10 protein-coding genes are annotated in these 12,632 nt (G+C 72.3%); 5 read left to right on the forward strand and 5 right to left on the reverse strand.

Translation table 11 applies throughout. From position 1 onward, the window contains the following. Positions 1–25: 25 nt before the first annotated feature. Together AB5J87_RS25810 and AB5J87_RS25815 are read right to left on the reverse strand one after the other, a co-directional pair. On the reverse strand, positions 26–715 hold the full coding sequence (locus tag AB5J87_RS25810; RefSeq protein ID WP_369379684.1) for a hypothetical protein: 690 nt from the start codon (positions 713–715) through the stop codon (positions 26–28). Positions 716–768: 53 nt separating this feature from the next. Next, positions 769–2,121: a DUF2252 domain-containing protein gene (locus AB5J87_RS25815; RefSeq protein WP_369379686.1), complete on the reverse strand. Its 1,353-nt coding sequence runs from the start codon at positions 2,119–2,121 to the stop codon at positions 769–771. Positions 2,122–2,288: 167 nt separating this feature from the next. On the opposite strand from AB5J87_RS25815, the gene dnaE reads away from it, so the two are divergent. Continuing rightward, positions 2,289–5,828 (forward strand): DNA polymerase III subunit alpha, encoded by a 3,540-nt coding sequence (dnaE, locus tag AB5J87_RS25820; protein ID WP_369379688.1) that lies wholly within the window; start codon positions 2,289–2,291, stop codon positions 5,826–5,828. Positions 5,829–5,937: 109 nt separating this feature from the next. Here dnaE and AB5J87_RS25825 read toward each other — a convergent pair whose 3' ends face one another. Then, positions 5,938–6,117, reverse strand: a complete 180-nt coding sequence (locus AB5J87_RS25825; RefSeq protein WP_369379690.1) for a hypothetical protein — start codon at positions 6,115–6,117, stop codon at positions 5,938–5,940. 282 nt (positions 6,118–6,399) lie between these two features. Between AB5J87_RS25825 and AB5J87_RS25830 the strand changes: the two genes are divergently transcribed. The 4 genes from AB5J87_RS25830 to AB5J87_RS25845 all read left to right on the forward strand — a co-directional run bounded on the left by AB5J87_RS25830 (position 6,400) and on the right by AB5J87_RS25845 (position 10,590). Continuing rightward, the gene (locus AB5J87_RS25830) at positions 6,400–7,674 is read left to right on the forward strand and encodes an NYN domain-containing protein (protein ID WP_369379691.1); all 1,275 of its coding nucleotides are present in this window, start codon (positions 6,400–6,402) and stop codon (positions 7,672–7,674) included. Positions 7,675–8,073: 399 nt separating this feature from the next. Beyond that, entirely contained in the window at positions 8,074–9,081 is a 1,008-nt protein-coding gene (locus tag AB5J87_RS25835; RefSeq protein ID WP_369379693.1) for an ABC transporter ATP-binding protein, read from the forward strand. Between the two features lie 56 nt (positions 9,082–9,137). Continuing rightward, the gene (locus AB5J87_RS25840; RefSeq protein WP_369383671.1) at positions 9,138–9,929 is read left to right on the forward strand and encodes an ABC transporter permease; all 792 of its coding nucleotides are present in this window, start codon (positions 9,138–9,140) and stop codon (positions 9,927–9,929) included. Positions 9,930–9,963: 34 nt separating this feature from the next. After that, a complete protein-coding gene (locus AB5J87_RS25845) occupies positions 9,964–10,590 on the forward strand; it encodes a DUF2567 domain-containing protein (RefSeq protein ID WP_369379694.1) in 627 nt (208 codons plus the stop codon). A gap of 763 nt (positions 10,591–11,353) precedes the next feature. On the opposite strand, the gene ybaK is transcribed toward AB5J87_RS25845, so the two are convergent. Together ybaK and AB5J87_RS25855 are read right to left on the reverse strand one after the other, a co-directional pair. Next, positions 11,354–11,851 carry a Cys-tRNA(Pro) deacylase gene (gene ybaK, locus AB5J87_RS25850; protein WP_369379695.1) on the reverse strand — a complete coding sequence of 166 codons (498 nt, stop codon included), beginning with the start codon at positions 11,849–11,851 and terminating at the stop codon, positions 11,354–11,356. Positions 11,852–11,867: 16 nt separating this feature from the next. Further along, positions 11,868–12,632 carry an LON peptidase substrate-binding domain-containing protein gene (locus tag AB5J87_RS25855; RefSeq protein WP_369379697.1) on the reverse strand — a complete coding sequence of 255 codons (765 nt, stop codon included), beginning with the start codon at positions 12,630–12,632 and terminating at the stop codon, positions 11,868–11,870.

Below are 12,632 nucleotides of genomic sequence, written 5' to 3' on the forward strand. Positions count from 1 at the left end.
TCGGGCTGTGCTGCGCGGGTGCCGCTCAGGCGGCGGCGAGCAGGGCCGGGCGCGGCGGCCCCCGGCGTCCCACGCAGTGCACGAGCAGCCGTGCGCGGGCCCGGCCGGGGCCCCGGCGCACGGGACGCGGGCGCGGGCGTACGGGGCGGTGCGCGCCCCCGGCCGCGGCGACCGCGAGCAGCAGCGGGCGGAAGGCCAGCACCCCGACCGTGCGCAGCAGCCGGGCCAGCGCGGCCTCGCCGCGCCGCAGCCAGGCCGCGGCCAGCAGCCCGATCGTCAGGTGCGCGGCGAGCAGCAGCCACGGCACGGCCGGGCCGGGCCCGTCCAGCAGGGCCGCCACGCGCACCGGTGACCCGGCGACGCCGGGCAGCTCGGCGCCCACGCTCCCGCCGCACAGCACGTCCACGCCCATCGCCCGCAGCGCGCCCGCGACCGGGCCGCCGGACGGCCCGTAGCAGACGTGCTGGCCGGTGGAGAAGACCGTGTCGGCGGCCAGCTCCAGCGGGACCAGGAGCCCGGCGATCGACCAGAAGCCGCGCTCGCGGCCCGCCAGCGCGTACGCGATCAGGAACACCGTCCCGGCCGCGCCCGCCACCAGCGGCACCGGCAGCGGGACCCGGGAGAGCAGGACGTGGGACGCGCTGGAGAGCGCCACGACGAGCGCCGTGAAAAGCGCCGCGCGTGCCGCTCTGAGCCGCGTCCCCGATATGTCCATCGGCGTGAGTCTCCCACGGGCCGCCGTAGGCGACGCCTAAGAATCCGGTGAGACTACAGACCCGGAATCCGACCGTTACGGAACAGGTCGACGAAGATCTGGTGGTCGGCGCGGGCCCGCGCCCCGTACGCGTGGGCGAACTCCACCAGGAGCTCGCCGAAGCCCGCCTCGTCGGCCGCGATCGCCGCGTCTATGGCCCGCTCGGTGGAGAACGGCACCAGCTCCGAGTGGTCGCTCTCGTCGTCCGCCGCCGCGTGCATGGTCGCGGTGGCGCGGCCCAGGTCCGCGACGACCGCCGCGATCTGCTCCCAGTCGTCGAGGTCCGACCAGTCCAGGTCCACCGCGTACGGCGACACCTCGGCGACCAGCTGGCCCGCCCCGTCCAGCTCGGTCCAGCCCAGCCACGGGTCGGCGGCGGCCTGCAGGGCGCGCTGCGAGATCACCGTGCGGTGGCCCTCGTGCCGGAAGTAGCCGCGCACCGCCGGGTCGGTGACGTGGCGGGAGACGGCCGGGGTCTGCGCCTGCTTCATGTAGATCACGACGTCGTTCTCCAGGGCGTCGCTGTGGCCCTCCAGGAGGATGTTGTACGAGGGCAGGCCGGCCGAGCCGATCCCGATGCCGCGCCGCCCGACGACGTCCTTGACCCGGTAGGAGTCGGGGCGCAGCAGGCTGGAGTCGGGCAGCGTCTCCAGATAGCCGTCGAAGGCGGCCAGCACCTTGTAGCGGGTGGCCGCGTCCAGCTCGATCGAGCCGTCGCCCTCGGTGAAGCGGCGCTCGTACTCGCGGATCTCGGTCATCGAGTCGAGCAGCGAGAAGCGCGTACGCGCGCGTGCCGAGCGCAGTGCGCCCAGCAGCGGCCCCTCGGCCGTGTCCAGGGTGAAGGAGGGCACCTCGTCGCCCTTGGCGCCGGCGGCGAGCGCGTGGATCCGCTCGCGGTAGGCGGCGGCGTAGATCCGCACCAGCTCGGTGATCCGGTCGTCGCTGAGCGCCTTGGCGTGGCCGATCAGCGCCAGGGAGGCGGCGAAGCGCTTGAGGTCCCAGGTGAAGGGGCCCACGTACGCCTCGTCGAAGTCGTTCACGTTGAAGATCAGCCGGCCGTTGGCGTCCATGTACGTGCCGAAGTTCTCGGCGTGCAGGTCGCCGTGGATCCACACCCGGCCGGTCCGCTCGTCCAGGTAGGGCCCGCTGTGTATGTTCCCGTCGCCCCGTCCCGCGCTCTCCGCCTCCAGGTCGGCGTAGAACAGGCACGCCGTCCCCCGGTAGAAGGCGAACGCGGACGCCGCCATCTTGCGGAACTTGACCCGGAAGGCGGCCGGGTCGGCGGCCAGGAGCTCGCCGAAGGCGGTGCCGAAGACGGCCAGGATCTTCTCGCCGCGCTCTTCGGCGGTGTGCTGCGGGACCGACATCGCCGGGTGCCTCCTGGTGCGTGCGTACGGCAGTGCCGCGTGACAAATGGGACGGGTGGTTCCGCCCCTTCCAACGCGCGACCGTACCCCCGAGTGCCCGGCGGCTGTCAGTCGGGCCACGTAGACTTCCACGCTGTCCCCCTCTCCCCGCCATGGAGGCCCACGCCGTGTCGAAGCCGCCGTTCACGCACCTTCACGTACACACCCAGTACTCGCTGCTGGACGGTGCCGCGCGGCTCAAGGACATGTTCGACGCGTGCAACGAGATGGGCATGACGCACATCGCGATGTCCGACCACGGCAACCTGCACGGGGCCTATGACTTCTTCCACACCGCGAAGAAGGCCGGGGTCACCCCGATCATCGGCATCGAGGCGTACGTGGCGCCCGAGTCCCGGCGCAACAAGCGCAAGATCCAGTGGGGCCAGCCGCACCAGAAGCGCGACGACGTGTCCGGTTCGGGCGGTTACACCCACAAGACGATCTGGGCGGCCAACGCCACGGGCCTGCACAACCTCTTCCGCCTCTCCTCCGACGCGTACGCGGAGGGCTGGCTGACGAAGTGGCCCCGGATGGACAAGGAGACCATCTCCCAGTGGTCGGAGGGCCTGATCGCCTCCACCGGCTGCCCCTCCGGCGAGCTCCAGACCCGGCTGCGCCTGGGGCAGTACGAGGAGGCCCGCCAGGCCGCCTCCGACTACCAGGACATCTTCGGCAAGGACCGGTACTTCCTGGAGCTGATGGACCACGGCATCGACATCGAGCGCCGGGTCCGCGACGACCTGTTGAAGATCGGCAAGGAGCTGGGCATCCCGCCGCTGGTCACCAACGACTCGCACTACACGTACGCGCACGAGGCGACCGCCCACGACGCGCTGCTGTGCATCCAGACCGGCAAGAACCTCTCGGACCCCGACCGCTTCAAGTTCGACGGCACCGGCTACTACCTGAAGTCGACCGACGAGATGTACGCGATCGACGCCTCGGACGCCTGGCAGCAGGGCTGCGCCAACACGGCCCTGGTCGCCGAGCAGATCGACGTCAGCGGCATGTTCGAGGCCAAGAACCTGATGCCGAAGTTCGACATCCCCGAGGGCTACACCGAGGTCACCTGGTTCCGCGAGGAGACCATGAAGGGGATGCACCGCCGCTTCCCCGGCGGGATCCCGGACGACCGCATGAAGCAGGTCGAGTACGAGATGGACACCATCATCTCGATGGGCTTCCCGGGCTACTTCCTCGTGGTCGCCGACTTCATCATGTGGGCCAAGAACCAGGGCATCGCGGTCGGCCCCGGCCGAGGCTCCGCGGCCGGCTCGATCGTGGCGTACGCGATGGGCATCACCGACCTCGACCCGATCCCGCACGGTCTGATCTTCGAGCGGTTCCTCAACCCCGAGCGCATCTCGATGCCCGATGTCGACATCGACTTCGACGAGCGCCGGCGCGTCGAGGTGATCAGGTACGTGACGGAGAAGTACGGCGCCGACAAGGTCGCCATGATCGGCACCTACGGCAAGATCAAGGCCAAGAACGCGATCAAGGACTCCGCCCGCGTCCTCGGCTACCCGTACGCGATGGGCGACCGCCTCACCAAGGCGATGCCCGCCGACGTCCTCGGCAAGGGCATCGACCTCAACGGCATCACCGACCCCAAGCACCCGCGCTACAGCGAGGCGGGCGAGATCCGGGCGATGTACGAGAACGAGCCGGACGTCAAGAAGGTCATCGACACCGCCAAGGGCGTCGAGGGCCTGGTCCGGCAGATGGGCGTGCACGCGGCCGGCGTGATCATGTCCAGCGAGACCATCACCGAGCACGTCCCCGTGTGGGTGAGGCACACCGACGGCGTGACCATCACCCAGTGGGACTACCCGAGCTGTGAGTCGCTCGGCCTGCTGAAGATGGACTTCCTGGGCCTGCGCAACCTGACGATCATGGACGACGCCGTCAAGATGGTGAAGTCCAACAAGGGGATCGACATCGATCTCCTGGCGCTGCCGCTGGACGACCCCACGACCTTCGACCTGCTCCAGCGCGGTGACACCCTCGGCGTCTTCCAGTTCGACGGCGGGCCCATGCGGTCCCTGCTGCGGCTGATGAAGCCCGACAACTTCGAAGACATCTCCGCCGTGTCCGCGCTCTACCGCCCGGGCCCGATGGGCATGAACTCGCACACGAACTACGCGCTGCGCAAGAACAAGCAGCAGGAGATCACCCCGATCCACCCCGAGCTGGAAGAGCCGCTCGAAGAGGTGCTCGCGGTCACCTACGGCCTGATCGTCTACCAGGAGCAGGTCCAGAAGGCCGCCCAGATCATCGCCGGGTACTCGCTGGGCGAGGCCGACATCCTGCGCCGCGTGATGGGCAAGAAGAAGCCCGAGGAGCTGGCCAAGAACTTCGTCATCTTCGAGGCCGGCGCCAAGAAGAAGGGCTTCAGCGACGAGGCCATCAAGGCGCTCTGGGACGTGCTGGTCCCGTTCGCCGGATACGCCTTCAACAAGGCGCACTCCGCCGCGTACGGCCTGGTGTCGTACTGGACCGCCTACCTCAAGGCCAACCACCCCGCCGAGTACATGGCGGCCCTGCTGACCTCGGTCAAGGACGACAAGGACAAGTCGGCGGTCTACCTGAACGAGTGCCGCCGCATGGGCATCAAGGTGCTCCCGCCCAACGTCAACGAGTCCGAGTCCAACTTCTCGGCGCAGGGCGACGACGTGATCCTGTTCGGCCTCACCGCCGTGCGCAACGTCGGCCAGAACGTGGTGGACTCGATCATCAAGTGCCGCAAGGCGAAGGGGAAGTACACCTCGTTCCCCGACTTCCTCGACAAGGTCGAGGCGGTCGTCTGCAACAAGCGGACCGTGGAATCGCTCATCAAGGCGGGCGCCTTCGACGAGATGAAGCACACCCGCAAGGGCCTCACCGCCCAGTTCGAGCCGATGATCGACAACGTGGTGCAGGTCAAGCGCAAGGAGGCCGAGGGCCAGTTCGACCTCTTCGGCGGGATGGGCGACGACGACACCAGCGAGCCGGGCTTCGGGCTGGACGTGGAGTTCTCCGACGTCGAGTGGGAGAAGGCGTACCTGCTGGCCCAGGAGCGCGAGATGCTCGGGCTCTACGTCTCGGACCACCCGCTCTTCGGTCTGGAGCACGTGCTCTCCGACAAGAGCGACGCCTCGATCCAGCAGCTCACCGGAGGTGAGCACGCGGACGGCGCGGTGGTGACCATCGGCGGCATCATCTCGGGCCTCCAGCGCAAGATGACCAAGCAGGGCAACGCCTGGGCGATCGCCACCGTCGAGGACCTGGCGGGCTCCATCGAGTGCATGTTCTTCCCGGCGACCTACCAGCTGGTCTCCACCCAGCTCGTCGAGGACGCGGTGGTCTTCGTCAAGGGCCGGCTCGACAAGCGCGAGGACATCCCGCGGCTGGTCGCGATGGAGCTGATGGTCCCGGACCTGTCGTCGGCGGGGACCAACGCCCCGGTGGTGCTCACCATCCCGACCGTCAAGGTGACCCCCCCGATGGTGAGCCGGCTGGGCGAGATTCTCGGCCACCACAAGGGCAACACCGAGGTGCGCATCAAACTCCAGGGGCCGCGTTCCACCACGGTGCTGCGGCTCGACCGGCACCGGGTCCAGCCGGACCCGGCGCTCTTCGGCGATCTGAAGGTGCTCCTCGGTCCGTCCTGTCTGGCCGGCTGAGCACAAGTCGGCGGCCGAGTACGAGCCGCGGATTTATTTCATACGGAAGGGGCGCGTCCGACAAGGGCGCGCCCCTTCCGTATTTGTGTGCCTGGTGTGTGGGGAATTATCAGTTGTGGCCGAAGCGGCGCTGGTGCTTACGGGCAACATCAGCCGGGCTCCCCTGAGCCTGCGACTGCGGCATGGCCTGCGACTCGAAGGCGGAAGCCTTGGACTGCTCCTGACCGCGCTCGGCCGCGCTGGAACGGTCCTGCTGGCTGCCCGACTTGCGATTCTTGTTCTTGGCCATGGTGGTGCCTCCTGGGGGAACTGGGGGACGGGGCCGCTGTCAGCCTCACACGCTCCGGCAAAACACGCATTTCGGATCATTACCTTGCGTAGCCGCCCGTATGAAGAGAACGAAGAGTCCCTTCGCCACGCCGATGATCGAGTTCCGGCCGTTAACCCTCGCGGGGTCGGGCAGACTCGAAGGAAACCCGAAGTTCGTACCCTGATCTCTCGTTCTCCTGCACTCTTGTCTCCCTGATCTCTTTTGCCGCTGATCTTTTGACTTTCAAGGTTCTGAAAGAGGGTGGAACGCGTGGACCGCTGCGTCGTCCTTGTGGATGCGGGTTACTTGCTGGGCGCGGCCGCGAGCCTTCTGGCCGGAGAGCCTGCCCGTTCACGGATCACCGTCGACCACGCCGCCCTGATCCAGGCGCTGCGCGAGCGGGCGGAGGCCGACACCGAGCAGCCGCTGCTGCGGATCTACTGGTTCGACGGCGCCCCCGACCGGGTGCCCCAGCCCGAACACCGCAGGCTGCGGGTGATGTCCCGGGTCACGGTCCGGCTCGGCGCACTGACCCGGAGCGACGGCCGCTGGGCCCAGAAGGGCGTCGACGCGGCGATGCACGCCGAGCTCACCGAGTTGGCCAGAAACCGCGCCTGCTCGGACGTGGTCCTGGTGACCGGGGACGGCGATCTGCTGCCCGGTCTGATGTCCGCCAAGGAGCACGGGGTCGCCGTCCACCTGTGGGCCGTGCAGGCCGCCGACGGCGACTACAACCAGTCCGAGGACCTGGTCGCCGAGGCGGACGAGCGCCGGGTGCTCGACCGCGCCTGGATCACCCAGGCCGTCCGGGTCAAGGACCTGAGCACCCTCTACACCCCGGCCGCCGCCCCCCGCCCCGAGATCGCCGCGATCCTCTCCGCCCCGCTGCCCGAGTCGGCCCTCGCCGCCGCCTCCGCCGAGCGGGCCGCCGCGGAGGCCCGGCCCGCGGGCGTACGGAACGGTACGGCGCAGCCCGCCGCGGCCGTCGGCAACGGCACCTCGGTCGCCCCCGCGCCGGGCCCCGGCGTCAAGGGCGTGCCGACCCCCAAGGACCTCGCGGGTCTGCGCGGGCCCGGGACGGCGCCCGCCGCCACCTCCCCGCACGCCCCGCACGCGACCCTGCGCTGGTCCTCCGACAAAGGGTGGGTCGAGCGGCCCGGCTCGGCGCTCGGCGAGTCCCCCGAGACCGCCTCGCTGCCCACGCTCGCCCAGCTGACCAGCGCCGAGCAGCGCTGGGCGGACCGCGAGGAGGACATCACCACGGTCGGCGGCGATCCGTACGAGGTGGGGCAGGTGTTCGCGCGCCGCTGGATGGAGCGGCTGCCGGAGCCGACGCACGTGCAGAAGCTGTCCACCATGTACCCGCGCATCCCGCACCGCATCGACGGCGAGCTGCTGCGGTACGCGGCCCGCTTCGGACTGCTCGCCCACAAGGACGACCAGATCGACGAGCACGACCGGTACGCGATCCGGGCGGGCTTCTGGCGCGAGATCGACGTCCGGGCGGCGGCGGAGCGGGCGCCGGCGGCGGAGTGAGCGGACCGGGGCGGTCTGGACGCGGGCCGGGCGCGGGCCGGGTGCCTGGGTGCGGCGCGCCCGGGACGGCCCGGCCGTGCGGCCCGCTGTGCGGCCGGCCCGTTGGGCGTTGCGTCCGGGGCAGCGGTCCCGCCGTGCGACGGCCTGCGGTGCGGTGTTGCCCGGGGCAGTGGCCCAGCTTTGCCACGGCCCGGTCGCGCGGCCCGCCCGGGGCAGCGGCCCGGTCGTGCGACGGCCCGGTCGTGCCGGCCCGGGGTGGGCGCCCGCCCCGGCCGAAAGCGGACTCTTGCGCTCCCGGCCGGGACCGTACCCCTCTGACCCGCGCGGATCTTTCGGCGCACGGAACAAACGGGGGTCCGGGCGCGGAGCGGCCCGGCCGACCCCGTAGGCTCCTTGTCCGTGAGTACCGGCACAGCAGCGGCGCGGGCCGGCACCGTTTGCGCGGTGCGGGGCCTCACCAAGACGTACCCCGCCGCCCGCGGACGGCGCGGCGCCGCCGGTACGCCCGAGATCAGGGCCACCGACGACGTCGACCTCGAAGTGCGGCGCGGCGAGATCTTCGGCCTGCTCGGCCCCAACGGGGCCGGCAAGTCCACCCTGGTGCGCCAGCTCACCGGACTGATGCGGCCGGACTCCGGCACCGTCGACGTCCTCGGCCACGACCTGGTGCGCCACCCCGAGCGGGCCGCCCGGCTCATCGGCTACCTCGGGCAGGAGTCCACCGCCCTCGACGAGCTGACCGTCGCGCTGGCCGCCGAGACCACCGGGCGGCTGCGCGGGCTCTCCGCCAAGGACGCCCGCGCCGAGCGCGACGCCGTACTGGCGGAGCTCGGCCTGACGCCGCTGGCCGGACGCCCGCTCAAGAAGCTCTCCGGCGGACAGCGCCGCCTCGCCTGCTTCGCCGCCACCCTCGTCGGCGACCGGCCCGTACTGGTCCTGGACGAGCCCACGACCGGCATGGACCCGGTGGCCCGGCGGGCCGTCTGGGCCGCCGTCGACCGGCGCCGGGCCGAGCGCGGCGCGACCGTCCTGCTGGTCACCCACAACGTCATCGAGGCCGAGACCGTCCTCGACCGGGTCGCCGTCCTCGACCGGGGCCGCGTCATCGCCTGCGACACCCCGGCCGGGCTCAAGGCGCGGGTCGCCGACGAGGTGCGGGTCGAGCTGGTGTGGCGCGAGAGCGCGCCGGTCCACCTGCCCGAGGTGGCGGCGCTGCGGGAGTCGGCGCAGGAGTCCGGGCGCCGCTGGGTGCTGAGGCTCGGCCCCGACGCGGCGCGGGCCGCCGTCGCCGCCGTCACCGGCGGCCCGGCCTTCGCCGCCCTCGACGACTTCACCCTGGCCACGCCGAGCCTGGAAGACGTCTACCTCGCCCTCGGCGGCCGCACGGAAGGTCTGGTGAAGGCGTGAGCGCGGTACCCCTGGAGGTCTCCGTGAAGGCTTGTCCGGAAACGGTCGCGGGCGCGGTGGACCCCGGCCCCGCGCCCCGGCCCGGTGAGCCCGCGCCACTGGCGCCCCGGGCGCGGCTGCTGCCCGCCCTGGCGGCGGTCTACCGGGCCCAGCTGTCGCGGGCCCGGGTGGCCCGGATCCCGCTACTGTTCGTGGCGACCTTCCAGTCGATCGGGATCATGGTCCTGATGCGGGGCGTCGTGGACGGCGGCAGCGAGGCGCAGGCCGTGGTCGCCGGGTCCAGCGTGCTGGTGGTCGCCTTCGTCGCGCTGAACCTGCTGGCCCAGTACTTCGGGCAGCTGAGGGCGGGCGGCGGGCTCGACCACTACGCGACGCTGCCGGTGCCGCCCGCCTCCGTGGTGCTGGGCGCCGCCGCCGCGTACGCCTCGTTCACCGTGCCCGGCACGCTGGTGACGGCCGTCACCGGCTGTCTGCTGTTCGGGCTGCCGCTGGGGCACCTGTGGATCCTCGCGGCCGTCATCCCGCTGGCGGGCGCCGCCCTCGCCGGACTCGGCGCGGCCCTCGGACTGCTCGCCCCGCGCCAGGAACTGGCCACGCTGCTGGGGCAGTTGGGCATGTCGGCGGCGCTGCTGCTCGGCGTCCTGCCGGCCGACCGGCTGCCCGGCCCCATCGCGTACGCACGCGATCTGCTGCCCTCCACGTACGGGGTGGAGGCGTTCGGGAAGACCTTCGGCGGGCATCCCGACTGGGCCGTCGTCGGCCTCGACCTGGGAGTCTGCGCGGCCGTGGGGGTGCTCTCGCTGGCGGTCGCCACCTGGGCTTACCGCCGGGCGGCCGTCTCCCGGTGAGGCGTCGCACAGGAGCGCCTGGCACGATGGCAGGGTGACCGCACCCCTGACGCCGCCTCACCAGCAGCCGCCCAACGACGACGCCTGGCACGACCCCAAGTACTCCGCCGCCGGTACGACCGGCGCCGCCGACGCCGCCGCGCTCCGCGCCGAGCTGCGGGGAGCGGTGATCGCGGCCGTCGCGGTCGCGGCGACGGGCATCCTGCTCGGGCTGCTGTGGCTGTGGCTGGCGCCCCGGGTGCCGCTCGTCGCCGACGACAAGGCGGTGTTCCTGAAGGACACCGAGGGCGAGGAGGCGATCGGGGCGGACGGAACGTTCATCCTGCTCGCGCTGGGGTTCGGTGTGGTGTGCGCGGCCGTCGTCTTCCTGCTGCGCAGGCGCGGCGGCATCCCGCTGGTCGTGGGGCTCGCCCTGGGCGGTCTCGTGGGCTCCTGGCTGGCCTGGCGGCTCGGGATGTGGCTGGGGCCGACGCAGGACGTGGTGGCGGCGGCGCGGGCGGCGGGCAAGGGGGTCACGTTCGACGCGCCCTTGAAGCTCAATGCCAAGGGGGCGTTGCTGGCGTGGCCCATCGCTGCGATGGGGACGCATCTGGCGCTCACCGCGATGTTCGCTCCGCGGGATCCTGAGCCGGTGGAGGAGTGGGCGGCGCCCGAGCTGTAGCCCCCACCCCGCCCGTTCCCTCAACCCTCCGGGGGTGGGTGGGGGCGGAGGCGGCTTCTCTTCCCGGGGGCTGCCCCCGGCCCCCCCCTTCGCGGGGCCTGCGGCCCCTGCACCCCGCCTTGGGGCGTTTTTCTCCGCTGCGGGCCGGTGGGGGCTGAGCGCGCAGTTCCCCGCGCCCCTGAAGCCCCTGGCGGGGCTCCGGGTCTGGTTCCTCGCGCTCCTGAAGTCCCTGGCGGGGCCTCGGGGTCTGGTTCCTCGCGCTTCTGGAGCCCCTGGCGGGGCCCCCGGGTCCGGGTTCCCCGCGCTCTTGGAGCCCTGGTGGCCCAAGGCCCGTTCCCCGTGCTCCTGGGATGCCGGGTCACGAGGGCCCCGATAGGGGCGCGGGGAACTGCGCGCTCAGCCCCCACCGGGCCGCGGGTGCATGTTTGCCGGGGTTTCCGCTGGGCGGGCCCGCGGCTGGGTTGCCGGATCACAAGGGGCGCGGGGAACTGCGCGAACGGCCCCCACCGGGCCGCGGGTGGATGTCGTCGGGATGTCGGCCGCGCGGGCCTGGGGCCGGGATGCCGGGGTGCAGGGCCCGGCCGGGGGCGCGGGGAACTGCGCGGACGGTCCCCGCCGGCCCGCAGGCGCGCGCTGCCGGGTTTCCGCTACGCGGGCCTGCGGCCGTGGTTGGCCCGGCCCTTTTTGATCCGCCACTTCCGCTTGCGGGTTCGTTTCGACATGGGGGCAACCTGCTCCCGGCGCCGCCCGCTGTCCAGGGGGATTACCGGACAGCCCGCGCCACGGGGGAGAGCACCGCGCCCGTCAGGGCCGCCAGGTCCGCGGGGGAGAGTTCGACCTCCAGGCCGCGGCGGCCCGCCGAGACGCAGACCGTCTCGTGCGCGGACGCCGACGCGTCCAGGACCGTCCGCAGCCGGCGCCGCTGGCCGAGCGGGGAGATGCCGCCCAGCACGTACCCGGTGGCCCGCTCCGCCGCCGCCGGATCCGCCATCGCGGCCCGCTTGCCGCCCACCGCCGCGGCCAGGGCCTTGAGGTCGAGGGAGCCCGCCACCGGCACGACGGCGACGGTCAGTTCGCCGTCCACGTCCGCCACCAGGGTCTTGAAGACCCGGTCGGGGGAGACGCCGAGGGCCGCCGCGGCCTCCTCGCCGTACGACGCCGCGGCGGGATCGTGCTCGTACGCGTGCACCGTGAACGGGGTGCCCGCCGCCGTCAGCGCCACCGTCGCCGGGGTCCCAGCGGAAGCTTTCTTCTTCGCCATGTGCCGAATCCTCGCCTCAGTTGGGGCTGGTGGGGCCGCGCGTCAGGTCCACCGCCGGGAGCGACGGGAGGTGGCGGATCACCGCCGTCTCGGCCCGCAGCAGCTTCAGCTCCTCGCGCAGCCGGGTCGCGGTGTCGGGCGCCTGCAGCAGCCGCTGCTTGGCCGGTACGTCGAGCACGGCCGCCGCCGCCACCAGGTAGGAGACCACCGACGGCTCGTCGGGCAGCTCGGCGGAGCCGGTCACCGACCGCTCCCGGGCCCCGGCCAGCCGCTTCTGGTAGGCGCGGAACGCCCGCAGGACGCCCTCCGCCAGCGCCCCGGCCTCGTCGCCCGGTTCCTCCGGCAGCTCCTCCAGCTCGGCCGTCAGATACGGGCCGCTCGCGTCCACCGAGAGCAGCCTGACCCGGGTCGTGCCGGTGGCCAGGACCTCGAAGCTGCCGTCCGGGCGCTCCCGGATGGTCGCCGCGTCCGCGATGCAGCCCACCTGGTGGAACGCCTGGAGGGGGTCGGGCCCGAACCCGGCGGCCGGGCCCTTCTCGGGCAGGGTGGTCGGGTCCGGCATCCCGGGCCCGGTCGGCGCCACCTCCCGGCCGTCGCGGATCGCGACCACGGCGAACCGGCGGGGTTCGTCGTCGTCGGAGCCCGAGCCGGAGTCCGGGCCGGACTTCAGCAGGTCGCGCATCATGGCGCGATAGCGCTCCTCGAAGACGTTCAGCGGCAGGACGAGGCCGGGGAACAGCACCGAGTTGAGCGGAAAGAGGGGGAGGCGAGCGGTGGTCAC

The sequence above is a fragment of the Streptomyces sp. cg36 genome (genome assembly GCF_041080675.1).
Classification (GTDB): Bacteria; Actinomycetota; Actinomycetes; order Streptomycetales; family Streptomycetaceae; genus Streptomyces.

What these genes read in the sequence shown, in the direction of transcription:
- AB5J87_RS25810 (WP_369379684.1), bottom strand. Translation starts at nt 715, where the DNA reads ATGGACATATCGGGGACGCGGCTCAGAGCGGCACGCGCGGCGCTTTTC.
- AB5J87_RS25815 (WP_369379686.1), bottom strand. Translation starts at nt 2,121, where the DNA reads ATGTCGGTCCCGCAGCACACCGCCGAAGAGCGCGGCGAGAAGATCCTG.
- ybaK (WP_369379695.1), bottom strand. Translation starts at nt 11,851, where the DNA reads ATGGCGAAGAAGAAAGCTTCCGCTGGGACCCCGGCGACGGTGGCGCTG.
- AB5J87_RS25825 (WP_369379690.1), bottom strand. Translation starts at nt 6,117, where the DNA reads ATGGCCAAGAACAAGAATCGCAAGTCGGGCAGCCAGCAGGACCGTTCC.